The sequence below is a fragment of the Mesorhizobium sp. M0664 genome, from assembly GCF_040320565.1.
Classification (GTDB): Bacteria; Pseudomonadota; Alphaproteobacteria; order Rhizobiales; family Rhizobiaceae; genus Mesorhizobium.
Map to the genome: position 1 here is coordinate 83,470 of NZ_JAMYPW010000017.1, position 26,630 is coordinate 110,099.

Below are 26,630 nucleotides of genomic sequence, written 5' to 3' on the forward strand. Positions count from 1 at the left end.
GGTCGTCTAAATGCGTGGCGACTATCGGCCGGTCTGATAATAGACCTGTTGGCCTTCATCGTTCGAGATAACGCCAGTTTTACGGCAATCCAAGGCACCATGCCGCACCGCAAGCAATTGTGATCGGCGCTGTGTCGCCGCAGGCGGCCCGCGTCAGAGCTGCGCACCGCCATAAAAGCTTGTATTTTGGCGGCGTTCGGGTTATGGACCGCGCCTGTTTTCCATCAAATCCAGGCATGAAAGGGGCAACTCATGGCCCGCGTAACCGTTGAAGATTGCATCGACAAGGTCGACAACCGCTTCGAGCTGGTGCTCCTGGCCGGCCACCGCGCCCGTCAGATCAGCCAGGGCGCGCAGATCACCGTACCGCGCGACAACGACAAGAATCCGGTCGTTGCGCTCCGCGAAATCGCCGAAGAGACGCTGTCGCCGGACGACCTCAAGGAAGATCTCATCCATTCGCTGCAGAAGCATGTCGAGGTCGACGAGCCGGAAGCCGATGGCGAGGCGATTGCCGACCAGACCGGCAGCGCCGTTGCGGCCACCGATGCCGACGACGCCGAGGACAACGTCACCTTCGATCGCATGACCGAAGAAGACCTGTTGGCCGGCATCGAAGGCCTGGTGCCGCCGGAAAAAAGCGACGATTATTGATCTTAGCGACAACTGCCGACACTTTCGCGTCGGCAGTTTCGTGGCTATCTATGACATGCGCCGTACGCCAGTGCGGCGCATGATTCATTTCAGCATTGCGAGATCCCGCCCATGATGCGTCAGTATGAGCTTGTCGAGCGCGTGCAGCGCTACAAGCCTGACGTCAACGAGGCGCTGCTCAACAAGGCCTATGTTTACGCCATGCAGAAGCATGGCCACCAGAAACGCGCCTCCGGCGACCCATATTTCTCGCATCCGCTCGAAGTCGCCGCCATCCTCACCGAAATGCACATGGACGAGGCGACGATCGCCGTTGCCTTGCTGCACGACACGATCGAGGACACCACGGCGACCAGGGCCGAGATCGACGAATTGTTCGGCCCGGAAATGGGCAAGCTGGTCGAGGGCCTGACCAAGCTGAAGAAGCTCGACCTCGTCTCGAAGAAGGCCGAGCAGGCGGAGAACCTGCGCAAGCTGTTGCTGGCGATCTCGGAAGACGTGCGCGTGCTTCTGGTCAAGCTCGCCGACCGCCTGCACAATATGCGCACGCTCGACCATGTGCCGGAAGCCAAGCGCCTGCGTATCGCCGAAGAGACGATGGACATCTATGCGCCGCTGGCCGGCCGCATGGGCATGCAAGGCATGCGCGAGGAGCTGGAAGAGATTGCCTTCCGCTTCATCAATCCGGAAGCCTACCGCGCCGTCACCGCACGGCTGGCCGAAATCTTCGAGCGCAACAAGGGCGTGCTGTCGGAGATCGAGAAGGCGCTCTCCGCGCTGTTCGACAAATATTCGATCAAGGCCGAGGTCAAGAGCCGGCAGAAGAAGCCGTGGTCGGTGTTCCGCAAGATGGAAGCCAAGGCGTTGTCCTTCGAGCAGCTGTCCGACATCTTCGGCTTTCGCGTCGTCGTCGATACCGTCGAGGACTGCTACCGGGCGCTCGGCGCCATCCACACCACCTGGTCGATGGTGCCCGGCCGCTTCAAGGACTACATCTCCACGCCGAAGCAGAACGACTACCGCTCGATCCACACCACCATCGTCGGCCCGTCGCGCCAGCGCGTCGAATTGCAGATCCGCACCTATCAAATGAACAAGATCGCCGAATACGGCGTCGCTGCTCATTCGATCTATAAGGATACCGGTGGCAAGATGAATGGTGCCGCCCATGCGATCTCGAAGGAAACCAATGCCTATGCCTGGCTGCGGCGCACCATCGAGCAGCTTGCCGAAGGCGACAATCCCGAGGACTTCCTCGAAAACACCAAGCTGGAACTGTTTCAGGACCAGGTATTCTGCTTCACGCCGAAGGGCATGCTGATCGCGCTGCCGCGCGGCGCCACGCCGATCGACTTTGCCTATGCCGTCCACACCGACGTCGGCGACACTTGCGTCGGTGCCAAGGTCAATGGCCGCATCATGCCGCTGATGACGGAGCTGAAGAACGGCGACGAGGTCGAGATCATCCGCTCGAAGGCGCAGGTCCCGCCGGCGGCGTGGGAATCGGTGGTCGTTACCGGCAAGGCACGCTCGGCCATCCGCCGCGCCACCAAGAACGCCATTCGCAAGCAATATTCAGGTCTCGGTATCCGCATTCTGGAGCGCGCCTTCGAACGGTCCGGCAAGACCTTCACCAAGGAAAGCCTGAAGCCGGTGCTGCACCGGCTGGCGCGCAAGGACATCGAGGATGTGCTGGCCGCGGTCGGCCGAGGCGAAGTTGCCTCCACCGATGTCATGAAGGCGGTGTTTCCCGACTACAAGGACGAGCGTGTCACGCTGGTCGCGCCCAAGCAGCGCGAGGAGGGCTGGTCGAAGATCCGCAACGCCGCCGGCATGCTGTTCCAGATTCCGGGCCGCGCCGCACGCAAGGACAAGAACCAGCCGCGCGACGACGCAGTGCCGATCCGCGGTGTGCGCGGCGATCTGCCGGTGCGCTTCGCGCCGGAGGGGGCAGTGCCAGGCGATCGCATCGTCGGCATCGTGCAGCCGGGAACCGGTATCACCATCTATCCGATCCAGTCGCCGGCGCTGCAGGCCTTTGACGACCAGCCCGAGCGCTGGATCGACGTGCGCTGGGACATTGACGAGCGCACCAAGGAGCGGTTCCCGGCGCGCGTCTCGGTCACCGCCATCAACGCGCCGGGTTCGCTGGCCGATATTGCACAGGTCGTCGCATCCAACGACGCCAACATCCATACTTTGTCGATGGTGCGCACCGCGCCCGATTTCACCGAAATGCTGATCGATCTCGAAGTGTGGGACCTCAAGCACTTGAACCGGCTGCTGTCGCAGCTAAAGGACAATTCGAGCGTCAGTGACGCAAGGCGCGTGAATGGGTGAATAGTGAATAGTGAATAGTGAATAGTGAATAGTGAATAGTGAATAGTGAATAGTGAAAGAGGGTGCTCACTACCCTACTACCCTACCACCATTCACCATTCACCATGGACATGGAGTGAACGATGAACACCGATGAAGTGCTGGGTATTTTTCGCGAGGCCGGCGCCGTGCTCGAAGGGCATTTCATCCTGACGTCGGGCCTGCGCAGCCCGGTCTTTCTGCAGAAAGCGCGTGTTTTCATGCATGCCGACAAGACCGAGCGCTTGTGCAAGGCGCTCGCCGAAAAGATCCGCACTGACGTGCCCGGCAGGATCGACTACGTCGTCGGCCCGGCGATCGGCGGGCTGATCCCGGCCTATGAGACCTCGCGCCATCTTGGTGCGCCGGCGATCTGGGTCGAGCGGGAAGGGGGTGAATTCAGGCTGCGCCGCTTCGAGATCGCCAAGGGATCGCGCGTCGTCATTGTCGAGGACATCGTCACCACCGGCCTGTCGATCCGCGAGACCATCGACTGTCTGCGCGCACTTGGCGCCGATGTCGTTGCCGCTGCGTGCATCATCGACCGCTCGGCCGGCAAGACCGATGTCGGCGTGCCGCTGATCGCGCTCGCCGAATATGAAGTTCCGGCCTATCCGGCCGACAGGCTGCCGCCCGAGCTCGCCGCCATACCGGCGATCAAGCCGGGCAGCCGCAATATCTAATGCATGTCGCCCAAAAGTGTGCGGCGGTTTTGGGACAACGACATGCACAAAAACAAGTCAAGAGACGCTGCCGTGGTTGCTGGCATCGATCATTTCGTGCTGACAGTTCGTTCGGTGGACGATACCTGCGCCTTCTATCAGCGCGTGCTTGGCTTCGAGCGCCTCGACGAGCCGGATCGACCAACGGCGCTGCTGTTTGGAATGCAGAAGATCAATGTGCATCAGGTCGGGCGTACCTTCGAGCCGAAGGCCAAGGCGCCGACGCCGGGCTCCGGAGATTTCTGCTTGATTGCTGCCCGGCCGCTCGCCGAGATATGTGCCAACCTCGCCGCCAATGGTGTGGTGATAGAGATCGGCCCGGTCGAGCGTGTCGGCGCTCGGGGCGCGATGATGTCGGTCTATTTCCGCGATCCGGACGGCAACCTCGTCGAGGTCAGCGAATATCGATCCTAAGTGACGCTCCTTAAATTCGCCGCGATCATGCCCTGTTCAGAACGGCGATACCTAAGGCTGGCGCGACCGGCCACCGAGCGGATGCCCTCGGCCTCGTTGTTCTTCGGCCAGCGCATCGCTATATCAAAGTCGTAGTTGCTTTTCGGCGACCGCAGAGCGCAGCATAGGCTGTCGCGCCTGGCTGGAAAGGCCGGCGTGAAGCCATCGACGGAACTAGGAACAGGAACAGAGTGCTTTTTCGACGGCGCAAGCCTGATGGTTTTTTCGAGCGGGTGCGTACTTATTTGTGGCCGCGCCGCTCGTTCTCGCGCTCGCTGCGGTATTTCTCCAAACGCATCCTGCGGCTTAGGGCCACGCCGCATGCCGTGGCCGCCGGTGTTGCGGCGGGCGTATTCGCGTCGTTTTTCCCGCTTGGCTTTCACTTCATCATTGCTGCCATCCTGTGCTGGCTGATCGCCGGCAATCTGGTCGCGGCAGCACTCGGCACGGTCTTCGGCAACCCCCTGACCTTTCCACTGCTATGGGCCGCCTCCTGGGAGGTCGGCAAGCTGATCCTGCATGAACACCTGCCGGCGCATGGCCCGCCCGCGCATCTCGGCGACATGCTGCATAATCTTTCCTTTGCGCAATTGTGGGGACCGGTGCTGAAGCCGATGACGATCGGCGCAATACCGCTCGGCCTGGTTTTCGGCCTGCTGTTTTACGGCATCACCCGCTGGGGCATGGTCACTTTCCACGAGCAGCGCCGCAAGCGGCTGGCCGAAAGAGCGGCAAAGGCTGGAAAAACCGGGCCGGAAGTTCCTGCCGAATGATTATCGGTATTGGCAGCGACCTCATCGACATCAGACGCATCGAGAAGTCGCTGGAACGCCATGGCCAACGCTTCATCCAGCGCATCTACACCGAGATCGAACAGGCGCGGTCCGAAAACCGCGCGGCGCGTGCGGCCTCCTACGCCAAGCGTTTCGCTGCCAAGGAAGCTTGCGCCAAGGCATTGGGCACCGGTATGGCGCAGGGTGTGTTCTGGCGCGACATGGGGGTCGTCAACCTGGCCAGCGGCAAGCCGACCATGGCGCTGACCAATGGGGCGGCAGCGCGGCTGGACGAAATTCTGCCTGAAGGGCACCGCGCGGTGATCCACCTCACCATCACCGATGATTTTCCGCTCGCTCAAGCCTTTGTGATCATTGAAGCGTTGCCGGTCGAAGAAGCGCCACATTGATTGCATCTGACCACCGGCATGACGTTGCCCAGCGCGCGCCGAGACTCTATACCATCCAACGCACAATCGAGGACGACATGAGCGTGGCTGAAAAAACCCAGAAGAAATCCGGCGGACTTGGCGAAACCGTCAGCGTCATAGTCCAGGCCCTGCTGCTTGCGCTGGTCATCCGCACGCTCCTGTTCCAGCCGTTCTCGATCCCGTCCGGGTCGATGCGGCCGACTTTGCTCGAAGGCGACTATCTCTTCGTCACCAAGTGGTCCTACGGCTTCTCCCGCTATTCACTGCCGTTCGGGCCGAACATCTTTTCGGGCCGCATCTGGGGCTCAGAGCCGAAGCGCGGCGACGTGGTGGTGTTCAAGTTTCCGCCGGATCCTTCTGTCGATTATATCAAGCGCGTCGTCGGCCTGCCGGGCGACAAGATCCAGGTCAAGGATGGCCAGCTCTTCATCAATGACGTGGGCGTGCCGCGCGTCAAGGTCGGGCAGATCGACAACCGCGACATCACCGAGGAGAACGGGCCGGTCGATGTCTATCGCGAGACGCTGCCGAACGGCGTCAGCTACGACACGCTCGACCTGACGCAGGCTTCGATCGGCGACAATACCAAAGAGTTCAAGGTGCCGCCCGGTCACTATTTCATGATGGGCGACAATCGCGACAACTCGTCGGACAGCCGCTTCACCGTCGGCTTCGTGCCGGACGAGAATTTGGTTGGCCGCGCCAACCTCATTTTCTTCTCGATCGGCGGCAGCGCCAGCCCGCTCGAAATCTGGAAATGGCCGTCACTGATGCGCGCCTCGCGCCTGTTCCATTTCGTCAATTAGGGCCATGGCGGCGACGAAACGGCTGACCGCCGATGGGCTCGCCGAGGCGCTCAGGGAGCGCACCGGCCACAGTTTTGGCGACCATCAGCGCCTGCAGCGGGCGCTGACCCATGCCAGCGCTCGCGGCAGTCACGCCGGCATCGACTACGAACGTTTCGAATTCCTGGGCGACCGCGTTCTCGGCCTTGTCGTTGCCGATATGCTGCTGGCGGCATTTCCCGACGCCGCCGAGGGTGAGCTGTCGCTGAGATTGAACGCTCTGGTCAACGCTGAAGCCCTGGCGGAAATTGCCGAGGAGATCGGCCTGCCGGAACTTGTTCGCGCCGGTTCGGACGTACGCGGCCTCGACGGGCGCAAGCGCGTCAATCTGCGCGCCGATGCATTGGAATCGCTGATCGCCGTGCTCTATCTCGACGGAGGGTTGGAAGCGGCCCGTGCCTTCATCCACAGATACTGGCAGCCGCGCTCGCAAGCCATTGACGCCGCCCGTCGCGATGCGAAAACCGAACTGCAGGAATGGGCGCATCAGGCGGCAGGCGCAGTGCCGGTTTACATAATCGACAGCCGCGAGGGACCGGACCACGATCCGCTGTTCACCGTCAGTGTCAAGGTCGGCGCCTATCCGCCGGCGACCGGCAGCGGGCGCTCCAAGCGCGAGGCGGAGCAGGCTGCAGCCGCGGCACTTCTGCAGCGGGAAGGCGTCTGGCTCGATCAAGGGAGTGCCGCATGACCGCCACCGAAGCTCCGGCAACAGAAGCTCCCGCTACCCGCTCCGGCTTCGTCGCGCTGATCGGCGCGCCCAATGCGGGGAAATCGACGCTGGTCAACCAATTGGTCGGCGCCAAGGTGTCAATTGTGACGCACAAGGTGCAGACCACCCGTGCGATCGTGCGCGGCATTGCCACCCACAACAACGCGCAGATCGTCTTCGTCGACACGCCGGGCATATTCAAGCCGAAGCGCCGGCTGGACACGGCGATGGTGACGACCGCGTGGGGCGGCGCCAAGGACGCCGATATCGTGCTGCTCTTGATCGACGCCGAGCGCGGCATCCGGGGCGATGCCGACGCCATCCTCGAGCGGCTGAAGGATGTTCGGCAGCCGATGGTGTTGATCCTCAACAAAGTCGATCGGGTCAAGCACGAGACGCTGCTGGCATTGTCGGCTGCAGCCAACGAAAGGGTGCCGTTCAAGCGCACCTTCATGGTTTCGGCGCTGACCGGATCCGGCTGCAAGGACCTGCTCGACTATCTCGCCGAGACCCTGCCGGCCGGACCCTGGTACTACCCGGAAGACCAGATCTCCGACCTGCCGATGCGCCAGCTCGCCGCCGAGATCACCCGCGAAAAGCTCTATCTCAGGCTGCATCAGGAACTGCCCTATTCCTCCCATGTCGAGACGGAGAAATGGGAAGAGAAGAAGGACGGCTCGGTGCGCATCGACCAGACCATCTATGTCGAGCGCGACAGCCAGAAGAAGATCGTGCTCGGCCATAAGGGCGAGACGATCCGCGCCATCGGCCAGGCGGCACGCATGGAAATAGCTGGCGTACTCGAACAGAAGGTGCACCTCTTCCTGTTCGTCAAGGTGCGTGAGAACTGGGGTGACGACCCCGAGCGCTACCGCGAAATGGGGCTCGAATTTCCGCACTGAGCCTGTTTGGGCGATCCGCAGAGCGGCCTGTTGGCCGCCTCAGGTTTCTGAGCGGTCGCCGGGCTGCCCGATCGGTCGACTTGCATATTGAACAGCCGACCGAATCATTCCGGGAGACCATGCGCCGGCCATGTCGGGTCGACCCGTTCCTTATTGGTACCGGCGCGACGGGAAATCCTGAGCGGGTTCTGAAAAATTTGCGATATTTCATGCAAAATCGGCCAGTGGATCGAATGGAACTCCTGCCGATACTGCGACCTCGCGTGGTTCCCGTTTGTCGTCTCTCCGTCATACACCCTGCCTATAGGCTGTGCGAAAGACCCGCTTCCGAGCAAACCGGAACCGGCAGGCAAACAGCCAGATCAGGACATGACCGGGACTTGGAATCGCATCGACCCCATCCGTCAGACCGAGTTTGCAGACGCCGTCGCTGTTGAGATCGAGCGCGTGCTGGCGCGGCAAGGCAAGGTGACGAACAGCGATGCGGTCGTTGCAGCGGGCAGGGTCGCCGGCGCCGTTGCCGCCGCCGTCGCGTTGCTTGCGCCGACCGACATCAGTGCGATCGACACCATGCGGGAAAGATTACCCGGCATGGCGTCGCGTTTCGTGCGGATATTGGCAGCCGAAGCTGCGGAACGCCGTGCCAGGAGGCCTCTGTCGACGGCGCACGACGGCCAAGGGGCAGACATCCAACGCCTGGCCGGAACGGGCGACCTCGACGCGATGCGGGTCGAGGACTGGGCCGGTCGGGTCGCCGGGTCGACGTTCCTGCAGCACAATCTCGGCATATCGCGCTCGACTCTGCATCGCTGGCAGCGCAGCGGCACGGTCGTTGCGTTGCGCACCGGTGGCCGCAAACATGTATTTCCCCTGGCCCAGTTCATCGACGGCAGGCCGGCGCCGGGTATCAAGGAAGTGCTATCCGCGATGCCCGATCCACGGCATGCCTGGTCGTGGCTGATCGGCCCCGCGCCCGGCCTCGCCGGACGTATTCCCATTGAACTGCTCAAACGGGATCTGGTGGCGGAAGTCGTTCTTGCCGCACAGAACGCAGCGATGGCGAAGTCGACTTGATCTCGCTGCCAACGGTAGAAGTCTATTCTAAAAAAAGAACACGCACAAGGAATGTATGTCGGATTCCGATCGGTTTGCCGGCTAATGGCATAAGTATATTTTTGTACAATTGTGACAGTGTCTCGTTTGTGCCGGGGGCAAGTGTGAAGAAAATGTGAAGTGATATTTGTGCAACATGGATTTATTCTGTTATGCAAACATTGATTATTTTTGGAATCGTCATTGAGACTGGAATGCGGATGAATATGTTCGCCGCCTGAAGAGGGGGTGCGGTGCGCGCCTTTTTCGACGTGGGTGAGGCGTTCAGCCGTTCAACCCATGAATCCAAAGCCATTTTTAACTTTGACTGGAGAGGTCAGAAAATGAATATCAAGAGCCTTCTTCTCGGCTCAGCCGCGGCATTCGTCGCGGTCTCCGGTGCGCGCGCCGCCGACGCTGTTGTGGTCGCCGAGCCGGAACCCGCCGAATACGTCAAGATTTGCGACGTCTACGGCGCCGGCTACTTCTACATTCCCGGCACCGAGACCTGCCTGCGCATCGGCGGCTATGTCCGCTATGACGCAAGCTTCGGCGACGCCGGCCGCGTTTTCGATGGCGCGACGACACACGACCTTTTGGACGGTGACGAGCAGCAGACCTGGAACAAGAATGCCCGCTTCAATTTGAAGACGTGGACCGGCCAGGAAACCGAGCTCGGCACGTTGAAGACCTATACCGAGACCCGTTTCAACTTCGGCAATACCAAACGCACCGTGAGCGGTGTTGATTTCAGCGTGCAGGACAACAAGGCGGTTACCCTGAACTTCGCCTGGATCCAGCTTGGAGGTTTCCGCGTCGGTAAGGATGAAACTGTCTATGATTCGTTCATCGGTTACGCCGGCAACGTCGTCCAGGACACTATCATTCCTTACGGCACCAAGGACACCAACCTGATCAGTTACTATTTCGACGGCGGTAATGGCTTTACGGCAGTCGCCTCGGTCGAAACGGGCTCCGGCGCTGACCAGTCGATCGACAGCTACGTTCCGTTTGTCGTCGGCGGCGTGAAATACAAGGGCGACTGGGGTGCGATCACCGCGGTCGGCGCCTATAACAGCACGTCGGAAGAATGGGCCGGCAAAGCTCGCCTCGACGTCAAGCCGATTACTGACCTGACCCTGTTCGTGATGGCGGGCTACGGCAGCGACGACAACGTCGCGAAGAACTTCTACAAGCCGTGGACTGGCAACTTTGCCGTCTGGGGCGGCGGCAGCTATGCCGTCAACAAGAAGACCTCTTTGAACGCCCAGGTCTCCTATACCGACGACCAAGACTTCGCCGTTGCGGCCAACGTCGCCTACACCATCGTTCCTGGTTACACGATCACCGCCGAAGTCGATTATTACGACAATTTCGATGCCGACGATGCCGACGCAATCGGCGGCATCTTCCGCTTCCAGCGCTCGTTCTGATCAAACGACGATCTCGTAAAAAACGGCCCGTAGCGATACGCTACGGGCCGTTTTGGTTTGGCGGCGGATTCGTCGCTCATCTTGATTTCGCCATCCAACCGGTGACAAGCTCTCGTCATGGAATGGCGCGACGAGGGAATCATTCTCGGCACCCGCAAGCATGGCGAAACCAGCGCCATTCTTGAGGTGATGACACGCGCGCATGGCCGCCATCTCGGTCTCGTGCGCGGCGGCCGTTCGCGCAAACAGCAGCCTGTCTTGCAGCCCGGCAATCGCGTCGACCTGTTGTGGCGGGCGCGGCTCGACGAGCATCTCGGCACCTTCCAGATCGAGGCTATCGAGATGAACGCCGCCCGGCTGATGGACAGCGCCGTTGCCGTCTACGGCCTGCAGACGATGGCCGCGCATTTGCGTCTTCTGCCTGAGCGTGACGCCCATGGCGGCCTTTACGAGACGCTTGCGGTGATGATCGCTCATCTCGACGATGCCGATGCCGCCGGCGAGCTGGTGGCCCGCTTCGAGCTGCTGGTACTCGACGAACTCGGTTTCGGCCTCGATCTCAGCCAGTGTGCGGCGACCGGCACCAGGCAGGACCTTGCCTATGTCTCGCCGAAATCCGGCCGCGCTGTGTCGCTGGCGGCGGGCGCGCCGTGGCGCGACAAGATGCTGGCGCTGCCTGCCTTCCTGCAGCGCGGCTCCGGGCTGCGCGCCGATCCGGCGGCGATCGAGGACGCCTTCCGGCTGACCGGCTTCTTTTTGACCCGCCGTGTCTACGAACCGCGCGGCATCGAGCCTCCCGGCGCCCGCGCCGGGTTTCTCGCCGCTTTGCGCAGGCATCATTCACCCGGCCATGAATCCGGCAAGGCAAGCGCCGGGGAAACCGCCACCGGGGAAACCACCAGATGAGCGAAGTTGAACCTGATCCCGAAAACGTTTCGCCGCTCGGCCTTGGCACCATTTCGCAGGTGGGCGAGGCCATGCGACGGCCGAGTTCAAAGCGAATTTGACGCGGCCGATCACGCCAAGGACGGGCGAGGTGGTGTGCGAGGGCAAAGTGGTGCACAAGGGCCGCACGCTGACGGTTTCGGAAGCGGCGCTGAAGGACGCCAACGGCAAAGCTGCTGGCTTTCGGCACCGAAACATGCTCGATCTTTCCGGCCAATCTGGCGGCACGTTGAATGGACCGGCCGTTTGGCCGCCGCATTTGAATGTCACTGAACATTGAATGTCAGTGACAACTGGCCTGGTTTGGGGGAACCGCCATGTTTGAAGGCCTGATTGGCCTCGTCGCCATCATCGTGCTGTTCGTCATCATTTCACGCCAGCAGAGCCGCATCGGCCTGATCGAGCGCGAGCTTGGCGCCTTGCGCAGCCTTGTGCTTTCGGGCACGCCTGCGCTGTCGCCGCAAGCCAAGGAACCGGCTGCAAACGACAGCAAACCGGCGGATGCCGCAATCCCGCTTGCGGTCACAGCCGACATGGCCGTATCGCCACGGCCCGCAGCGGTCGTGTCAGCTACAGAGGCCGATGCCGATACAACGGCGCCGTCCGCGCCGGAGTCGGCGCAACCGGCGGCAGCGGCGAAGGCAGCTCGCCAGTCCGACGTCGAAACGGCGCTCGGTACCCGCTGGGCGGTCTGGGTCGGCGGCATCGCGCTGGCGCTGGGTGGCTTGTTTCTGATCCGCTACACCATCGAGGCCGGCATTTTCGGGCCACGCGTGCGGCTTGTCATGGCGGCGGCACTCGGGCTGGTGCTGGTCGCCGGCGGCGAGTTCATCCGGCGCACCGGCTTCAGGGTGCCGGTGCAAGGTGCTGCCGGTGCCTATATCCCGGCGATCCTGACGGCGGCCGGCGCTTTCATCCTGTTCGGTACCGTCTACGCCGCATACAGCATTTACGGCTTCATCGGCCCGACGCTCGCTTTCACGCTGCTCGGCGCCATCGGGGTGGCGACGATCGCGGCAAGCCTGGTCCACGGTCAGGCGCTGGCCGGCGTCGGCCTGCTCGGTGCCATGGTGACGCCGCTGCTGGTCGCCTCGCAGGCGCCCAATCCGTGGGCGCTGTTCGGCTATCTGGCGATCGTGCTCGCCGCCACCTGCGTCATTGCTCGCATCCGCGACTGGAGGCTTTTGATGGCCGCAGCCTTCGTCGCCACGGGCGTCTGGACCATCTTCTATATGACCGACGCGCCGGGGGCGAACCTTGCCGTCATCCTCTTTATCGACGGGGTGACACTGGCCGTGCTCGCCTTCGTCTGGCTTGGCCGCCGCGACGAAGCGGGCGCTGGCAGCGGCTTCGACTGGCCGTCAATCGCGCCGGGCTTCTTCGTCGGCCTTTCGGCGCTGGCCCTGTTTGTCGATCCGGCCTTCGTCGCCATCCGCGGTGCATTGCCGGGGGCCGCCCTTGTCGCAGCCCTGGTGGCGGTGGCTCTCTACCGGCCGCGGGCGCTTGCACTGCTGCACGCCGCCGGGCTGGCGACGGTACTGGTCTATCTCGGCATCATTCCGCCGACCACGATCGCTTCAGATTTTTCGGGTGGCGCTCTCGGCGTCGACGGCATGCCGGTCGTGGCGTCCGATGCCTTGATGCTCAGGGTCGGCATCGCTCTCGGACTAGTCTTCATCGGCGCCGGCTTTTGGGCGGCGCGCCGTTTTGCGGCCTCTGGCTGGCTGCGCGCCGCCGCATGGGCGGCCTGGAGCGCTGTCGCGCCACTGGTCATCCTGCTGGCGCTCTGGGCTACCTTCGGCAATCTCGACCGAGACCTTGCTTATGCGGCGGTCGCAGCCGTTTTGGTCGGAGTCTTCGTCGCCGGCGGCGAGTGGATAGCGCGCGGCGAAGCGCCGCCGCTAACCGGCGACGCTGCTGTCTCCTTTGCGCTCGGCGGGGCGGCGATTGCCGGCCTGCTGATGCTGCACATGGCCTTTGGTTCCGGCTGGACAACCATCCTGCTCGGAGCAGCCGCCGCCGTGCCGGCGCTGGCGACGCGCTGGCGTAGCTATCCGGTGCTTGGCTGGATTTCCGTTGGTGCGGTGATTGCAGTGCTTGGTCGCGCTGCCTTCGACCCGACCATCGTCGGTGCCGAGTTCCTGTCGAAGACGCCGGTGTTCAACTGGCTGCTGCTTGGATATGGCGTGCCGGCGCTCGCTTTCGGTTTTGCCGCCTGGCAGCTTGCCCGAACCACCAACGGCCGACCGCGCCTCGCAATGGAGGCCGGCGCCGCGCTGTTTGCCCTGCTCACCGTCGCCATGCTGGTGCGCCATGCCATGCATGGCGGCGTCATCGATACGGCTGCTGCGACGCTTGCCGAACAGGCGATCTACACGCTGATCGCCATCGGTGCCGGTGCCATCCTGGTCGCCATCGACATGCGCTCGCCAAGTTCGGTGCTGCGCTACGGCTCGATTGCAGCGGGCGTGGTCTCGGTCGTGTTCATCGTCCTCCAGCATTTTCTGGCGCTGAACCCGCTGCTGATGGATGAATCGACCGGCAGCATTCCGGTGTTCAACCTTCTGTTCCTCGCCTACCTCTTGCCGGCGGTTGCGGCCGGCGCACTGGCGCTCTATGCCCGCGACAAACGACCGAAATGGTATGCAGCGATGCTGGCGATGGTGGCGGCGGTGCTCGGCTTCGCCTATGCCACGCTGTCGGTCAGGCGCCTGTTCAAGGGCGAGTTCATCGGGCTGTGGAGCGGTCTCGGCCAGCTCGAGACCTATACCTATTCGGCACTGTGGCTGGTCATCGGCGTGGCGCTGCTCACCGCCGGTGTCTGGCTGAAGTCGCAGGTACTTCGCATAGCGTCGGCGGCGCTGATCTCGATCGCCGTGCTCAAAGTCTTCATCTTCGACATGTCGGAACTGGAAGGCGTGTTGCGGGCGCTGTCCTTCATCGGCCTCGGCGCGGTGCTCATCGGCATCGGCCTGTTCTATCAGCGGCTGCTGACAAGGGCCGCGAAAGCAAAGCTCGAGACGAGCAATAGCTGACGATTTCAATTTGGCCGGGAATAAACCTGCCACTGGCAGCGTTATTCAGTTGCTTGGGTGACCGGGGCGGCGGACCGCTTCGCGCTGGCCGCTTGCGCCGCGCTGCAAAGGCGCGTTCAATCACCACGGACAGGGCCCCCCAGAACCAGCGGTCATGGACGAAAAGAAGGCAGCAATCCTTGGTGAAATACCGCGTCTGCGCCGCTATGCACGCTCGCTGTTGCGCGACCGCGATTCCGCTGACGATCTCGTCCAGGATTGTCTCGAGCGGGCACTTGTGCGGCTCGACAATTGGCAGACAGGAGAAAGCCCCAGGAGGTGGCTGTTTACGATCATGCATCATTTGTTCATCGACCAGATGCGCAAGGTGAACCGGCGCGGCGAGGCAGCGATGCTGCCGCTCGAGGCGAGCGAGGCGCAGGCAGCACCCGCCGAGCAGGTCGAGAGCATCGCCTCGCGCGAGATCGTCGACGCGCTGCAGGCGATCAGCCCTGACCGGCGCGCGGCACTTGTGATGGTCGCCATCGAAGGGTTTTCCTACGCCGAAGCCGCCAACATCCTTGGGGTTCCCGCCGGCACCTTGATGTCGCGCATCGCGCGCGGGCGCGAGGAACTGCGCGCGCTGCTTGATGATACCGCGCGCCGCCGGTCGATAAGGATCGTCGAGAAATGAGCCGACGCGATTTCTCCGAACGCGACATCCACATGGCTCTCGATGGCGAGTTGCCGGGCGATGAGCGGACGGCCTATGAGGCATGGCTCGAGGCCAATGCCGAGATGAAGGCCAGGAGCGCACGCTACGCCGCCGACCGGGCAGCGTTGCGCGCAGCCTTTAACGGCGTGCTGGACGAGCCCGTCCCGGTGCGGCTGACCAAGGTGGTGCTTGGCGAGGCGCCGGTGGTCAGAGTGTCGCCATCGCGCTCGCGTTGGTGGCTTGCGGCCGCCGCTGCCGCCATCCTGGTGATTGGCGGCGCTGGCGGCTACCTTGCCGGCATCGGCCGCCTCGGCCTGGAAAACACGGCCGAAGACCAGCTTGCCGAAGAGGCGATCGCCGCCCATGTCATCTATGCCGCCGAAAAGCGGCATGCGGTGGAAGTGCCGGCAAGCGACAAGGATCATTTGCAGAGCTGGTTGTCGAACCAGGTGGGTTTGAAGCTCGTCGCACCGGATCTGGCGGCGCAAGGTTTCCAACTGGTCGGTGGCCGGCTGCTGCCTGCCGGCCAGGGCAAGGCCGCGATGCTGCTTTACGAGGACGACAAGGGCGAGCGCATTTCGCTCTTCGTCATCGCCGAATCGGCAGCCAAGGCCAAGGGCACTTATGGGGAAGAAGATGGTCCTGAGGCCGTCTACTGGCTGGACAAGGGTTATGGCTGCGCCGTCGTCGGATCGCTGCCGCGCGAGCAGCTGGCCGCAGTGGCCAAGAGCGCCTATGGCCAGCTTCTGGCGGGCTTGAAAAGCTGAGCAGGATCTCGTTTTTCCGGAGCCGCGCCGATGCCGAAACACGAAGGTCGTTTCAAAGCCTTTGCGCGACCTGCCTGCCTTGAAAACTGTCACAATTCGGCCCTAATCGAGGTGCGATAGCGCTTGCTGAATGCTGGCACTTCGGCTGGTGTGACCGATGTTTAGACTAGGGCAGTTTCCACAACCCAATCGAGGTTTTCTGAGCCCGCATGCCTGCCGAGATTCGCAAGGCCCGCGCGTCCGACGTCGATGACCTCGCCGCCATCGAAAAAGCTGTTTTCTCGAGCGACCGCATTTCTCGCCGCTCTTTTCGCCAACTGATCGAACGCGACACCGCCGAACTGCTGGTTGGCGAGAACGATGGCCACGTCGCCGGCTATGCGGTCGTGCTGTTTCGCAAGGGCAGCGGCGTCGCGCGGCTTTATTCGATCGCCGTCGGTCCATTTTTCGGCGGCCGCGGCGTTGGCCGCCTGCTGCTGGAACAGGCTGAAGCCGCCGCTTTCGAGCATGGCCGCATGATGCTTCGTTTGGAAGTCCGCGAGGACAACCCGCGCGCCATCCAGATCTACGAGCAGAGCGGCTACCGCAAGATCGGTCGCGAACCGGGCTACTACGAGGATGGCGCCACTGCGCTGCGCTATGAAAAGACCTTGCGCGGCGACATTCCGGTCGCCACCGAAGTGCCGTTTTATCAGCAGACTTGCGAATTCACCTGCGGACCATGCTGCCTGATGATGGCGATGGCTAACTTCGACCCCGGATTCGTGCCGGATCCGGTTATGGAAATCAGGCTGTGGCGTGAGGCGACGACCGTTTTCATGATGTCGGGGCCGGGCGGCTGCGAACCGTTCGGGCTGGCCGTCGCCGGCTATGAGAGCGGGCTTGCTGCTGAGATCTATGTCTCCTTCTACGGCGCGCTGTTCCTGCAGTCGGTGCGCAGCGAGGACAAGCGCCGGGTGATGGAGCTGGCGCAGGTCGACTTTCGCCGCCGCGCGGAACTTTACGGCATCCCGGTGAATTACCGTTCATTCGGGCTTGACGACATTCGCACCGCGATCGCAGAGGGAAAACTGGTACTGGTCCTGATCAGCGGCTTCCTGATGTTCGGCAAGAAGGTTCCGCACTGGGTATTGGCCATCGGTGACGACGGCGATCATATCCTGATCCACGACCCTTGGGTCGAGGACGAGCGGCAGGAGACGATCCTCGATGCTGCCAACATTCCCGTGCCTTACGGCATCTTCATGAACATGGCGCAATTCGGCCGCGACGGATTGCGCGCCGCCATCACTCTCGGAAAGCGCGACAGCCAATGACCTGGGTCATCCTTACCGGCCGGCAGAACGATCTCGACCAAGTGGCGACGCCGCACAAGATCATCACCAATCGCGACTACCTTGCCCATCCGGCACTGTTTCGCGGTCAGCGGCCGAAGGTAATCAACCTGTCGAACAATTACGGCTACCAGAGCCGCGGCTATTACGCGTCGCTGCTTGCCGGTTCGCGCGGCCATAAGGTCATCCCGACGGTCGAAACGATGATCGACCTGTCAGAACGCAAGCTCTATGAGCACGCGTTGCCGGAACTCGAACTCGCACTCAACAAGTGCCGCAAGGACCTGGGCGGCGCTTTTCCGCAGAAGGTCTGCATCTTCTTCGGCATCGGACCATCCAGGATCTGGGACCGCTTCGCAAAACTTCTGTTCGACTGGTTCCGTGCCCCGGCGCTCGAGGTTCACATCAGGGACAGCGCCGAATGGGCCTCGATCCGCAAGATCGGGTTCCATCCCCTGGCCAGGATGACCGAGGACGAGGAAACGCACTTTCTCCAGTCCCTGGAGACCTACACCAACCGCGAGTGGCGCGACACCAAGGGCCGCACGCCGGCGCGCTACACTTTCGCCACGCTGGTCGATCCGCATGAGGAACTGCCGCCGTCGGAGATTTCGTCGCTGCGCCACTGGGCCAAGATCGCTGAAAAGATGGGCGTCGAAATCGAGCCGATCACCAAGCGGGATCTGGCCAAGCTCGCCAACTACGACGCGCTGTTCATCCGCGAGACCACCTCGATCTCCAATCATACCTACCGCTTTGCCCGCCGCGCCCAGCAGGAAGGTATGCCGGTCATCGACGATCCGCTGTCGATGATCCGCTGCACCAACAAGGTCTATCTCAACGAGCTGATGACCTACAACAAGGTACCGGTGCCGCCGACGGTGATGATTGCTGGCACTTCGGACCTGGAAGTTGCGGCACAGACGCTGGGCTTCCCGCTGGTGCTGAAGATCCCGGACTCCTCGTTTTCGCGCGGCGTCAAGAAATGCGGCACCTTTGAAGAGTTGAAGACGCTCGCAACCGAATGGCTGGAGGATTCCGACCTCCTGATCGCGCAAAAATTCATTCCGACGGAATATGACTGGCGCGTCGGTGTCCTCGGCGGCCAGCCCTTGTTCGCCGTCCATTATCTGATGGCCAAGAAACATTGGCAGATCGTCAATCATAAGGCCAACGGCAAGCCCGACCAGGGCGGCATCAAGACGTTCACCCTGAAGGAAGCACCGGCCCATGTCGTCGAGACGGCGGTGAGCGCGGCGCGCTGCATTGGCGACGGCCTCTACGGCGTCGACCTCAAGGAAACCAGGGACGGCGTCTTCGTCATCGAGGTCAACGACAACCCCAACCTCGACCACGGCTGGGAAGACTCCGGCGAAAAAGACGAGGTCTGGGTGCGGCTGACGCAGTGGTTCCTGGAGCGGCTGGACCGGCCGGGGCGATAATATCCGAACTGAGGGGAAAAAGATGCTGTTCTTCGTAACCGAGGATTTTCGCGGCTGCGACCGCAAGGAGATCTACCGCCGTTTCCGCGACCAGGGCCGCCTGAAGCCGGACGCGCTTCTCGTGCACCACAGCTGGATCGCAGCGGATATGAGCCGCTGCTTCTTGGTGGTGGAGGCCGATGACGTCACACTCCTGCAGCGGTGGGTCATCGAATGGGCGGATCTGGTCGAATTCGAGATCGTTCCCGTGGCGACGAACAAGGATATGGTGGAGGCATTGAGCGGACATCTCTGACCCGTTGGGAACCTCCTGGTTCGCCACAGCTGAATGCCGCCTTCTTCTATCAAGGAATTAACACGCGGATCGAGTGTCATCCCAAGGAGATCTAAGCCGGTTGCCCGCGCTTCCGCGAGACTGTCGCACTTAGCCGGACTGCCGGATCGTCGCGCTCGACTTCAGCAGCCGATTAATGTCCGACGCCTTTGACGGCACCCCGATCAAATAGCCCTGGGCCTCGACACAACCCTCCTTTTGCAGGAATTCAAGCTGCGCTTCGGTCTCGACACCTTCGGCGGTGACGGTGATGCCCAGCTGTGCGCCAAGCCCGATGATGGTGCGCACGATCGCCGCGGTATCGTGACTGTCGATGTCACGGGTGAAAGAGCGATCGATCTTGATCTTGTCGACGGGAAAGCGCCTGAGGTAGCCCAGCGACGAATAGCCGGTGCCGAAATCATCCAGCGCGATGCGGACGCCCAGATCGCGTAGCTGCCTGAGTGTCTTGAGCACCAGATCGCTCTCGTCCATCAGCACCGTTTCGGTGATTTCCAGTTCAAGCCGGTTGGCCGGCACGCCCGAGAACGCCAGGGCCGAGATAACGCTGCGGGCAAAGGTACCGCTTTTGATCTGTACGGCGGAGACATTGACGGCGATGCGCCAAGCCGCCCAGCCTGCCGCGGTCGTGCAGGCTTTTCGCAGCGCCCATTCTCCAAGCGGCACGATCAGCCCGGTCTCCTCGGCGGCCGGAATGAAGTCGTCCGGCCGTACCAGGCCGCGCACCGGCGAACGCCAGCGCATCAAGGCTTCGGCACCGACGATTTCGCCGGAGGCGATGTTCATGATCGGCTGGAAATCCAGCTCGAATTCCCGGCGCGACAGCGCTGCCCTGAGATCGATTTCGAGCGCCCGGCGTGCCCGCACCATCGCGTCCATGGCTGGTTCGAAGAAGCGGTACAGGTTGCGCCCTTCGCTCTTTGCCCGATAGAGCGCCATATCGGCATTTTTCAGCAAAGTGTCGGCGTCCTTGCCGTCATTCGGAAACAGCGCGATGCCGAGACTGATGCCGACACGCATGTCGTGTCTTTTGTCGCGAAACGGCTTTCCGATGATCTCGACGATGCGTTTGGCCAGCTTTTCCGCGTCGCCCGGGCTTTTGAGATTGAACTGGATGATGACGAATTCGTCGCCGCCGAAGCGGGAGACAACGTCCGTTTCATTGCGCAGGCACCGTTGCAGCCGTTCGGCCACGCATTTCAGCAGCCAGTCGCCGGAAGGATGGCCCCAAGTGTCGTTGACTGCCTTGAAGTGATCGAGGTCGAGCGAGAATATCGCCAGCGATCCGTCTCTCGTCTCACTCAGGGCTTGGTCGAGCCGTTCGCGAAGCATCGAGCGATTGGGCAGGTTGGTCAGTGTGTCGTGGTGCGCAAGATGGGTCATGCGCTCTTCCACGCGCCTGCGCTCGGTCACGTCGTCGAACGTCGCGACCCAGCCGCCGCCGCTCATCGGCCGGCGCGCAACCAGCAGCGTTCTGCCATCAGCGAGATGGCGATGCGTTACGTGTGTTTTCCCCGCCCGCAGGCAGGCTTCGATTTGCGAGATTTCGCTGTCGGGGTCGAGCTTTGTATAAATGCCCAGTTCCAGCAGCCGCTTGAACGCATCACGGTGGCTCATACCAAGCGGGAAGTCGGCCGGGCTGACATGATAAAGTTCCAGGAAACGTTCGTTGCGCACGATCAGCTTGCCATCCGCATCGTACATCAAAAGGCCTTGCGACATGTTGGCAAGTGCCGCGTCGAAACGGCGGTGCTGCTCCTTCAACTCCTGCTCGGCGCGCCGTTGCTCGGTGATGTCCTCGTAGATCGATACCCAACCGCCTGACGCCAGCGGCCGGTGCGAAATGTTGACGATACGCCCGTCTGCAAGCGTTTCCTCATAGGTGGAAGGTTTTGCCTGGTCGATATAGGGCTTGCGGATAGCATAGAGTTGCTCAGCGCTTTGCGAGGCGATGCCGATATCCACGCTGTGCTGGAGGATGTCGAAAAACCGGACGCCGGGGCGCACCACTTCGGCGTCGAGGCGAAAGATACTGATGTAGTTCCTGTTGCAGATGATCATCCGTTCATCGGCATCGAACATGCACAGGCCATGCGACATGTTCTCGACCGCTGCCGAAAAACGCTCGTTCTGTTCGCGCAGCTCGTCTTCAATAGGTTGCGGCTGACCAACGCCTTTGGCCCTCTGTCGGCGGACGGACGAACCAGCCTTGATACCGGCAACGGGCATGAGGCAAGCCTATGGACCATGGTTAACCATGGCACTGTTGTCCCTGCCGGTTAATTTACCGTTTTCAGCCGGCTGGAACGGCAGTCTGGCGTCGCGACTTTTCGATCGCCGCAAAGCGTTTGAGAAAGGCATTCTGCGCCCAAGTCACCGAGCGCGGCGTGACGTCGAAGCGCTCGGCGTTGAAGCCGCGCGGCCTGCCGAAGAACTCCGTCGCCTCTGCCGTCGAAAAACCCGCAAGCAGCGTTGCTTCGAAATAAGCGGCGATCTGATCCGCTCGCTTGATCTCCTTGCGCAGTCCCGCGTCGAGTTCGGCCGGCAGTGAAAAGCGCAGATGGATGGCGCGCTGCAGCCTGATCTCGCAATCCCTGTAGCTGCCGCCCATCACGGATTTAAACGGCGAGATCATGTCGCCGATGACATATTCCGGCGCGTCGTGCAGCAGCGCCGCCAGCCGCGCGTCGGCGTCGGCATCCGGCATCAGCTCGCCGACAAGCGTTTCGACCAGCAGCGAATGCTGGGCGACCGAAAAGGCGTGATCGCCTCTGGTCTGGCCGTTCCAGCGTGCGACGCGGGCAAGGCCATGGGCAATATCGGAGATCTCGATGTCGAGCGGCGAGGGATCGAGCAGATCGAGCCGTCGGCCGGACAGCATGCGCTGCCAGGCGCGCGGCGGCGCCCCGGCGCGATCGGCAGCCATCAGGCGTCCTCCGCGCCGATGGCTTCCTGCGGAAAGCTGAATTTCGCCCAGGACGGGATAGCGAGCGACACGGCGACATCCTCCGCCAGGATCGGCAGGCCGGCGTCGAGCGCTGCCTTGACCCGGTCGATGCGGGCAATGGCAAGGCCTGTCCTGGCCGCGGTCGAGCCAAGCGTGCCGACCGGTCGCCCCTCCACGGTCAACTCTGCGCGCGAAGTGGGCAGGGTGCGTCCGGCCGAGACAATCAACACCCGACGCCTGGCAGTGCCGCGATGCTGCATGCGCGAGACGACCTCCTGGCCGACGTAGCAGCCTTTCTTGAAGCCGACACCGCCGATCTCGTCGAGCAGCACGTCATGCGGAAAAGCGTCGCCGAGCTGGTAGTCCGCGCCGCTTTCGGCAATGCCATGGACGATGCGAAAGGCTTGCCATGCGGCAAGGTCGCCGCCATCTGCGGTGTCATCATAGAAGCGCTTGACGGCAGTATCGACAAACCGCGCATCAGCAAACGGTGCTGATTCAAATTGCGAAGCGGTTGAATCGCTTCCCCATGCGACGGCCACAACCGGCTGATCCAGCTTGGCAATTTCGACTTTGGCGCGCAATTTGTAGAGCGTCAGCCGTCGCATGAAATCATCGGCGGTCTCGGTACGGCATTCAAGTCGGAAAGCATTTTCGCCGGCGCGCGAGATCAGGAAGTCGAAAAGGATCTTGCCTTGCGGCGTTAGCAGCGCGCCGGGCTTTGCTTCGCTGCTGCCGAGCACGTCGAGGTCGGTGGTCAGGATGTTCTGTAAAAAGTGCTCGGCATCCGGCCCGGACACGGAAACGAGTGCGCGATCTCTGAGCGGGGCAAAGGGCATGGTGGGAAAACGAGCCTGATCTTGCAAAACTATCGGCCATTACGTAAGCCGCTGGCACTTCCCCCGCAAGAGACCGGATCCGTATGGCCCCCATCTACGATCTCATCCTGACAGGCGGCACCGTGGTCAATCACGACGGCCAGGGTTTTCGCGACGTCGGCATCAATGGTGGGCGCATCGCTGCCATCGGCGACCTCCGCCAGGCGTCGGCCGGTGAGACGATCGACTGCCGTGGGCTGCACATCCTGCCGGGCGTCGTCGACAGCCAGGTGCATTTCCGCGAGCCGGGCCTGGAGCACAAGGAAGATCTGGAGACGGGCTCGCGGGCAGCGGTGCTCGGCGGCGTCACCGCCGTCTTCGAGATGCCGAACACCAATCCGCTGACCACCAGTGAGGCAACCCTTGCCGACAAGGTGCGGCGTGCCACCGGCCGCATGCATTGCGACTTTGCCTTCTGGGTTGGCGGGACCCGCGACAATGCAAAAGACGCTGGCGATCTCGAGCGGCTGCCTGGTGCGGCCGGCATAAAAGTTTTCATGGGCTCGTCCACCGGCGACCTGCTGGTCGAGGACGACGAAGGCGTTGCCTCGATCCTGAGGAACACACGCCGCCGCGCCGCCTTTCACTCCGAGGACGAGTTCCGGCTGCGCGAGCGGCTTGGCGAGCGCATCGCGGGCGATCCGTCCTCACATCCGGTATGGCGCGACGAGATCGCTGCGTTGCGCTGCACGGAGCGCCTTGTGCGCATCGCGCGCCAGGTCCGCGCCCGGATCCATGTGCTGCACATCTCGACCGCCGAGGAGGTAGGCTTCCTCGAACAGCACAAGGATGTCGCGACCTGCGAGGCGACGCCGCATCATCTGACGCTGAGCGCCGATGATTATGCGCAGTTGGGCACCCTGATCCAGATGAACCCGCCGGTGCGCGCCACGCGCCATCGCGACGGGGTCTGGTACGGCGTTGCGCAAGGCATCGTTGATGTGCTCGGCTCCGACCATGCGCCGCACACGCTGGCCGAGAAGGCAAAGCCTTATCCGGCGTCGCCGTCCGGCATGACCGGGGTGCAGACGTTGGTGCCGATCATGTTGGATCATGTCAACGCCGGCCGGCTGACGTTGCAGCGCTTTGTCGACCTGACCAGCCACGGCCCGCAGCGTATTTTCGGCATCGCCAGGAAAGGCCGTATTGCCGCCGGCTACGATGCCGATCTGACCATCGTCGATCTGAAGCGCCGCGAGACCATCGCCAACGCCCAGCAAGGCTCCAAGGCCGGCTGGACGCCTTATGACGGCAGGCAGGTGACCGGCTGGCCCGTCGGCACCATCGTGCGCGGCCGGCGCGTGATGTGGGAAGGCGAGATCGTCACGCCAAGCCAGGGCAGGGCGGTGGAATTTTCCGAGGCGCTGGCGCGCTAGTCGCCGGCGACGAAGAACGTCCATTGTCCGGTCGGCGTGATGCCGACGCGGTAGAAAATGTAGGCACCGAACTGCTTCATGTCGTCATAGTCGCTGGCGGTGACGATCTTGAACAGCTCGACCCGTTGTCTGGCGTCGAGCTTGTCCAGTGGCAGGGCGAAGAAATAGGGCCAGACATAGAGATCCTGCGGCGTGCCGGCATCGACATGGACAAAACCGGCACTGAGCACTTCTTCCAGGATGGCGAGGATCTCCTGGCCTTCCGTATCGCCCGAAAGGCCCTTCAGGAAGGCGATCGGGTCGCCCTCGATGTCCCCCAGCGACAATTGGGTCATCGTGTCGCCCTTGCCGATCAGCGGCCGAAGTTTTTCGATGTCGCCGCTTTTGCAGGCCTCGACTATCAGATCGTGCATGCGCCTGACCGGTTCCGGCAACTTGGCCAGGTCGTAGACGACTTCGGGCACGGGCGCGTCCGGATCGACATGCGGATTGGCCATGCCGCCATCGTTGGCCGGCCCTTTCGGTTCGGTTTGTTCCGGCTCGTCGGATGGCGTCGGCTGGCTGGCCTGTGGCGTCGTGCCGAGCGGGCCGGGCATCGGCACGGTACTTCCGGGCGGCGACATGTCAGCGTCGGGCGGCGGTGTGACCGGTGAGGGAAGGTCTTCGCGCTTGATCTCGCTGAGGGCTTGAGAGGGACTGCTCGCAAGAAACAGTGCAGAAGGAATCATCGCGCAGGAAGCGGTGAACCAAATGCTGAGGACCAGGCCGCGCGGCTTGCCTGATATCAAAAAATTCACCGCCTGCTACTCCCTGGTTCCAGCCCATCCATGTGCCCGGACATGATGTCCGGCGGCGCGCCGTCGTCAAAGAACGGGGGTCAGTGACGCAGTCTTTCGGGCTCGAAGGCCCCGGCAATCACCTTTTCACGCATGCGATCGAGCAGGGCAAGCGCCGAGGTCTCGCCATTGGTGCGCAGCATTTCGCCGAATGCCGTTTCGAGGGCCGCCTCGGCGATGATTTCCGGCTCGATCCCGGCCGACAATCCTTCTGCCCAGGCTTCGCTGTGGCTTTCCACGGCGGTCAGGCGCTTTTCTTCCCTGACCAGCGCGTCGATGTCGTTGACGCCATGTTCCATTGCGATGTCCACCCTTTCAAGCGGTGATCCGTTGGACAGGGATCAAGCTTGAGTTGTCCCTTTTACACGCAGGCGCAGTAAGTATTTGTAAATGCGACATTTTTTTGGTCGTCGTCTACAAATTCCGTCGCGTCCAGCAAACCTGCGTCCGATCCGTTTCAAACTTAGCCGATTAGGCAGGCCAAGGGGACGGAAACCTTCAGTTTGAGTTAATTTCACATCTGCGCGCTAACGTTTCGTTAACATAGTTGCAAAAGTGCAACATCAGGTTTGCACCAAGACCTCACTCGAGGCAAGCGGAGAAGCGTCGAACGCGTCCGCCGCAACGGCGCCGACCCTTGATGCGGCTTTTTCGCAAAGCGGCTGCCGCCGTCAGTTTCCGTAGCGCGAGGCGATGTCGCGAGACAGCGTCTCGCCTTCCTTCATGTAGCGGCTGATGGCTTCCGTCGCCGAGGCCGTGCATTGCGTATAAGTACCGCCGAACGACCGGTAGCCGCGGTTGAAGCTGGCGATGAAGCGGGCGCGCCGCTCCGGGTTCGGATTTTCCGATGCGATCAGTTTTTCCATCTCGGCTCGCCACCGATCGCCCTTCTCGCCACACAGATTACGCAGGAAATGCAGCGAGCCGAGCACTTCCGCCAGCCGCATCAGCCCGGGCTCGAACGGTGCTTCGGCGGCAATCGCCGGGCGCGCACCGACAACCACACTGACGGCGAGGCATGCGGCGAGAAACGAAGACGTGCGGCTCATGGGTCCTTGTGCTGAAACAATTTGTCGCCTGCAAGGCGATTCTCTGGCTCAGATCTCGCCGTCTTTGTCGGGACCGAGTAGATCGTCGGCAATTTCAAACACTGCATCGGCGAGCGGCATCGCTGTCATTTCGGCCAGCGTATAGAAAGCCGCGGTCTCGGCATCGTCGCTGGCCACCGCCTCGCCGCCAGCATACTCGGCCCCAAACACCGTCAGCCAGTAGTCGACCGGATGCCCGTCGCCGCTGCCGTCGATGTGGATTTCCCGCAGCGGCCGGTAGCTGCGCGCCTGCAATCCGGTCTCTTCCAGCAATTCGCGCTGTGCTGCCTGTTCCAGCGTCTCGCCGGCTTCGACCTTGCCGCCGGGAAAGGCATGGAGACCTTGCGAGGGCGGCCTGGCCCGCTTGACCAGCAGCACCGTGTTCTCGCGCACCACGCAGACCGAGACTGCCGGAATGATCTTGCGTGCTTCCATGGGCTTCGGATCGCTCGATTGGCATAGCCCGTTGTGGACCGGCCGCCGGCGAACAGCTTTAGGTCGTGTGGACTCTTGGGATTCCCAAGGCTGAGCAAATCAGATTCAAGGCTGTCTTTTGGAGGCAGCCATGGGTGTTCTCGA

The 26,630-nt window shown here is 62.3% G+C and carries 27 protein-coding genes; 20 read left to right on the forward strand and 7 right to left on the reverse strand.

What is annotated here, in order from left to right; all coding sequences use genetic code 11:
- Positions 1 to 252: 252 nt before the first annotated feature.
- From rpoZ to NKI39_RS17520, 19 genes are all read left to right on the forward strand, one after another.
- Entirely contained in the window at positions 253 to 654 is a 402-nt protein-coding gene (gene rpoZ, locus NKI39_RS17430) for a DNA-directed RNA polymerase subunit omega (RefSeq protein WP_023677773.1), read from the forward strand.
- Positions 655 to 765: 111 nt separating this feature from the next.
- On the forward strand, positions 766 to 2,994 hold the full coding sequence (locus tag NKI39_RS17435; RefSeq protein WP_352501814.1) for a RelA/SpoT family protein: 2,229 nt from the start codon (positions 766 to 768) through the stop codon (positions 2,992 to 2,994).
- Between the two features lie 122 nt (positions 2,995 to 3,116).
- Entirely contained in the window at positions 3,117 to 3,695 is a 579-nt protein-coding gene (gene pyrE / locus NKI39_RS17440) for an orotate phosphoribosyltransferase (protein WP_352471045.1), read from the forward strand.
- Between the two features lie 42 nt (positions 3,696 to 3,737).
- A complete protein-coding gene (locus NKI39_RS17445) occupies positions 3,738 to 4,148 on the forward strand; it encodes a VOC family protein (protein WP_352820945.1) in 411 nt (136 codons plus the stop codon).
- 230 nt (positions 4,149 to 4,378) lie between these two features.
- Entirely contained in the window at positions 4,379 to 4,960 is a 582-nt protein-coding gene (locus tag NKI39_RS17450; RefSeq protein WP_023677769.1) for a DUF2062 domain-containing protein, read from the forward strand.
- The gene (gene acpS, locus NKI39_RS17455) at positions 4,957 to 5,370 is read left to right on the forward strand and encodes a holo-ACP synthase (protein WP_352467214.1); all 414 of its coding nucleotides are present in this window, start codon (positions 4,957 to 4,959) and stop codon (positions 5,368 to 5,370) included. The genes NKI39_RS17450 and acpS overlap by 4 nt, the downstream gene beginning before the upstream one ends.
- Before the next feature lie 77 nt (positions 5,371 to 5,447).
- Entirely contained in the window at positions 5,448 to 6,197 is a 750-nt protein-coding gene (gene lepB, locus NKI39_RS17460; RefSeq protein WP_352471047.1) for a signal peptidase I, read from the forward strand.
- Positions 6,198 to 6,201: 4 nt separating this feature from the next.
- The gene (gene rnc, locus NKI39_RS17465; protein WP_352833209.1) at positions 6,202 to 6,927 is read left to right on the forward strand and encodes a ribonuclease III; all 726 of its coding nucleotides are present in this window, start codon (positions 6,202 to 6,204) and stop codon (positions 6,925 to 6,927) included.
- Positions 6,924 to 7,850 (forward strand): GTPase Era, encoded by a 927-nt coding sequence (gene era / locus NKI39_RS17470; RefSeq protein WP_352501817.1) that lies wholly within the window; start codon positions 6,924 to 6,926, stop codon positions 7,848 to 7,850. The genes rnc and era overlap by 4 nt, the downstream gene beginning before the upstream one ends.
- Positions 7,851 to 8,219: 369 nt before the next feature.
- Positions 8,220 to 8,924, forward strand: coding sequence for an antitoxin Xre/MbcA/ParS-like domain-containing protein (locus NKI39_RS17475; RefSeq protein WP_352833213.1), 705 nt, complete (start codon positions 8,220 to 8,222; stop codon positions 8,922 to 8,924).
- Between the two features lie 362 nt (positions 8,925 to 9,286).
- On the forward strand, positions 9,287 to 10,375 hold the full coding sequence (locus NKI39_RS17480) for a porin (protein ID WP_352540773.1): 1,089 nt from the start codon (positions 9,287 to 9,289) through the stop codon (positions 10,373 to 10,375).
- A gap of 117 nt (positions 10,376 to 10,492) precedes the next feature.
- On the forward strand, positions 10,493 to 11,281 hold the full coding sequence (gene recO / locus NKI39_RS17485; RefSeq protein ID WP_352833216.1) for a DNA repair protein RecO: 789 nt from the start codon (positions 10,493 to 10,495) through the stop codon (positions 11,279 to 11,281).
- Between the two features lie 97 nt (positions 11,282 to 11,378).
- Complete coding sequence (locus NKI39_RS17490) at positions 11,379 to 11,600, forward strand: hotdog family protein (protein ID WP_352833219.1); 222 nt, start codon at positions 11,379 to 11,381, stop codon at positions 11,598 to 11,600.
- A 37-nt stretch (positions 11,601 to 11,637) separates the two neighbouring features.
- Positions 11,638 to 14,355 (forward strand): DUF2339 domain-containing protein, encoded by a 2,718-nt coding sequence (locus tag NKI39_RS17495; RefSeq protein ID WP_352833221.1) that lies wholly within the window; start codon positions 11,638 to 11,640, stop codon positions 14,353 to 14,355.
- A gap of 154 nt (positions 14,356 to 14,509) precedes the next feature.
- Entirely contained in the window at positions 14,510 to 15,028 is a 519-nt protein-coding gene (locus tag NKI39_RS17500; RefSeq protein ID WP_023719875.1) for a sigma-70 family RNA polymerase sigma factor, read from the forward strand.
- Positions 15,025 to 15,816 carry an anti-sigma factor family protein gene (locus NKI39_RS17505; RefSeq protein ID WP_352471054.1) on the forward strand — a complete coding sequence of 264 codons (792 nt, stop codon included), beginning with the start codon at positions 15,025 to 15,027 and terminating at the stop codon, positions 15,814 to 15,816. Before NKI39_RS17500 ends, NKI39_RS17505 begins: the two co-directional genes overlap by 4 nt.
- Positions 15,817 to 16,025: 209 nt before the next feature.
- A complete protein-coding gene (locus tag NKI39_RS17510) occupies positions 16,026 to 17,132 on the forward strand; it encodes a peptidase C39 family protein (protein ID WP_352833224.1) in 1,107 nt (368 codons plus the stop codon).
- On the forward strand, positions 17,129 to 18,592 hold the full coding sequence (locus tag NKI39_RS17515) for a RimK family ATP-grasp domain-containing protein (RefSeq protein WP_352833227.1): 1,464 nt from the start codon (positions 17,129 to 17,131) through the stop codon (positions 18,590 to 18,592). The genes NKI39_RS17510 and NKI39_RS17515 overlap by 4 nt, the downstream gene beginning before the upstream one ends.
- 22 nt (positions 18,593 to 18,614) lie before the next feature.
- Positions 18,615 to 18,887 (forward strand): DUF3303 domain-containing protein, encoded by a 273-nt coding sequence (locus NKI39_RS17520; RefSeq protein ID WP_352833230.1) that lies wholly within the window; start codon positions 18,615 to 18,617, stop codon positions 18,885 to 18,887.
- Positions 18,888 to 19,016: 129 nt separating this feature from the next.
- On the opposite strand, the gene NKI39_RS17525 is transcribed toward NKI39_RS17520, so the two are convergent.
- The 3 genes from NKI39_RS17525 to ygfZ form a co-directional block, all read right to left on the reverse strand.
- Positions 19,017 to 21,155: a putative bifunctional diguanylate cyclase/phosphodiesterase gene (locus tag NKI39_RS17525; protein WP_352833232.1), complete on the reverse strand. Its 2,139-nt coding sequence runs from the start codon at positions 21,153 to 21,155 to the stop codon at positions 19,017 to 19,019.
- 64 nt (positions 21,156 to 21,219) lie between these two features.
- Positions 21,220 to 21,852: an HD domain-containing protein gene (locus tag NKI39_RS17530; protein WP_023677753.1), complete on the reverse strand. Its 633-nt coding sequence runs from the start codon at positions 21,850 to 21,852 to the stop codon at positions 21,220 to 21,222.
- Complete coding sequence (gene ygfZ, locus NKI39_RS17535; protein WP_352833235.1) at positions 21,852 to 22,712, reverse strand: CAF17-like 4Fe-4S cluster assembly/insertion protein YgfZ; 861 nt, start codon at positions 22,710 to 22,712, stop codon at positions 21,852 to 21,854. Before ygfZ ends, NKI39_RS17530 begins: the two co-directional genes overlap by 1 nt.
- 83 nt (positions 22,713 to 22,795) lie before the next feature.
- On the opposite strand from ygfZ, the gene NKI39_RS17540 reads away from it, so the two are divergent.
- Positions 22,796 to 24,127 carry a dihydroorotase gene (locus NKI39_RS17540; protein WP_352833238.1) on the forward strand — a complete coding sequence of 444 codons (1,332 nt, stop codon included), beginning with the start codon at positions 22,796 to 22,798 and terminating at the stop codon, positions 24,125 to 24,127.
- Here the strand turns inward: NKI39_RS17540 and NKI39_RS17545 are convergent.
- The 4 genes from NKI39_RS17545 to NKI39_RS17560 form a co-directional block, all read right to left on the reverse strand.
- Positions 24,124 to 24,924 (reverse strand): hypothetical protein, encoded by an 801-nt coding sequence (locus NKI39_RS17545; RefSeq protein WP_352833241.1) that lies wholly within the window; start codon positions 24,922 to 24,924, stop codon positions 24,124 to 24,126. The two genes, NKI39_RS17540 and NKI39_RS17545, sit on opposite strands and share 4 nt — an antisense overlap.
- A gap of 80 nt (positions 24,925 to 25,004) precedes the next feature.
- The gene (locus NKI39_RS17550; RefSeq protein ID WP_023677749.1) at positions 25,005 to 25,262 is read right to left on the reverse strand and encodes a hypothetical protein; all 258 of its coding nucleotides are present in this window, start codon (positions 25,260 to 25,262) and stop codon (positions 25,005 to 25,007) included.
- Positions 25,263 to 25,634: 372 nt separating this feature from the next.
- Positions 25,635 to 26,012, reverse strand: a complete 378-nt coding sequence (locus NKI39_RS17555; protein ID WP_023677748.1) for a TIGR02301 family protein — start codon at positions 26,010 to 26,012, stop codon at positions 25,635 to 25,637.
- A 48-nt stretch (positions 26,013 to 26,060) separates the two neighbouring features.
- A complete protein-coding gene (locus NKI39_RS17560; RefSeq protein WP_352833244.1) occupies positions 26,061 to 26,486 on the reverse strand; it encodes an NUDIX hydrolase in 426 nt (141 codons plus the stop codon).
- Positions 26,487 to 26,630: the final 144 nt, after the last annotated feature.

What these genes read in the sequence shown, in the direction of transcription:
- acpS (WP_352467214.1), top strand. Translation starts at nt 4,957, where the DNA reads ATGATTATCGGTATTGGCAGCGACCTCATCGACATCAGACGCATCGAG.
- NKI39_RS17500 (WP_023719875.1), top strand. Translation starts at nt 14,510, where the DNA reads ATGGACGAAAAGAAGGCAGCAATCCTTGGTGAAATACCGCGTCTGCGC.
- pyrE (WP_352471045.1), top strand. Translation starts at nt 3,117, where the DNA reads ATGAACACCGATGAAGTGCTGGGTATTTTTCGCGAGGCCGGCGCCGTG.
- NKI39_RS17505 (WP_352471054.1), top strand. Translation starts at nt 15,025, where the DNA reads ATGAGCCGACGCGATTTCTCCGAACGCGACATCCACATGGCTCTCGAT.
- NKI39_RS17520 (WP_352833230.1), top strand. Translation starts at nt 18,615, where the DNA reads ATGCTGTTCTTCGTAACCGAGGATTTTCGCGGCTGCGACCGCAAGGAG.
- rnc (WP_352833209.1), top strand. Translation starts at nt 6,202, where the DNA reads ATGGCGGCGACGAAACGGCTGACCGCCGATGGGCTCGCCGAGGCGCTC.
- NKI39_RS17445 (WP_352820945.1), top strand. Translation starts at nt 3,738, where the DNA reads ATGCACAAAAACAAGTCAAGAGACGCTGCCGTGGTTGCTGGCATCGAT.
- NKI39_RS17480 (WP_352540773.1), top strand. Translation starts at nt 9,287, where the DNA reads ATGAATATCAAGAGCCTTCTTCTCGGCTCAGCCGCGGCATTCGTCGCG.
- lepB (WP_352471047.1), top strand. Translation starts at nt 5,448, where the DNA reads ATGAGCGTGGCTGAAAAAACCCAGAAGAAATCCGGCGGACTTGGCGAA.
- NKI39_RS17555 (WP_023677748.1), bottom strand. Translation starts at nt 26,012, where the DNA reads ATGAGCCGCACGTCTTCGTTTCTCGCCGCATGCCTCGCCGTCAGTGTG.
- NKI39_RS17510 (WP_352833224.1), top strand. Translation starts at nt 16,026, where the DNA reads ATGCCTGCCGAGATTCGCAAGGCCCGCGCGTCCGACGTCGATGACCTC.
- rpoZ (WP_023677773.1), top strand. Translation starts at nt 253, where the DNA reads ATGGCCCGCGTAACCGTTGAAGATTGCATCGACAAGGTCGACAACCGC.
- recO (WP_352833216.1), top strand. Translation starts at nt 10,493, where the DNA reads ATGGAATGGCGCGACGAGGGAATCATTCTCGGCACCCGCAAGCATGGC.
- NKI39_RS17515 (WP_352833227.1), top strand. Translation starts at nt 17,129, where the DNA reads ATGACCTGGGTCATCCTTACCGGCCGGCAGAACGATCTCGACCAAGTG.
- NKI39_RS17495 (WP_352833221.1), top strand. Translation starts at nt 11,638, where the DNA reads ATGTTTGAAGGCCTGATTGGCCTCGTCGCCATCATCGTGCTGTTCGTC.
- NKI39_RS17550 (WP_023677749.1), bottom strand. Translation starts at nt 25,262, where the DNA reads ATGGAACATGGCGTCAACGACATCGACGCGCTGGTCAGGGAAGAAAAG.
- NKI39_RS17560 (WP_352833244.1), bottom strand. Translation starts at nt 26,486, where the DNA reads ATGGAAGCACGCAAGATCATTCCGGCAGTCTCGGTCTGCGTGGTGCGC.
- NKI39_RS17435 (WP_352501814.1), top strand. Translation starts at nt 766, where the DNA reads ATGATGCGTCAGTATGAGCTTGTCGAGCGCGTGCAGCGCTACAAGCCT.
- NKI39_RS17540 (WP_352833238.1), top strand. Translation starts at nt 22,796, where the DNA reads ATGGCCCCCATCTACGATCTCATCCTGACAGGCGGCACCGTGGTCAAT.
- ygfZ (WP_352833235.1), bottom strand. Translation starts at nt 22,712, where the DNA reads ATGCCCTTTGCCCCGCTCAGAGATCGCGCACTCGTTTCCGTGTCCGGG.
- NKI39_RS17525 (WP_352833232.1), bottom strand. Translation starts at nt 21,155, where the DNA reads ATGCCCGTTGCCGGTATCAAGGCTGGTTCGTCCGTCCGCCGACAGAGG.
- NKI39_RS17475 (WP_352833213.1), top strand. Translation starts at nt 8,220, where the DNA reads ATGACCGGGACTTGGAATCGCATCGACCCCATCCGTCAGACCGAGTTT.
- era (WP_352501817.1), top strand. Translation starts at nt 6,924, where the DNA reads ATGACCGCCACCGAAGCTCCGGCAACAGAAGCTCCCGCTACCCGCTCC.
- NKI39_RS17530 (WP_023677753.1), bottom strand. Translation starts at nt 21,852, where the DNA reads ATGGCTGCCGATCGCGCCGGGGCGCCGCCGCGCGCCTGGCAGCGCATG.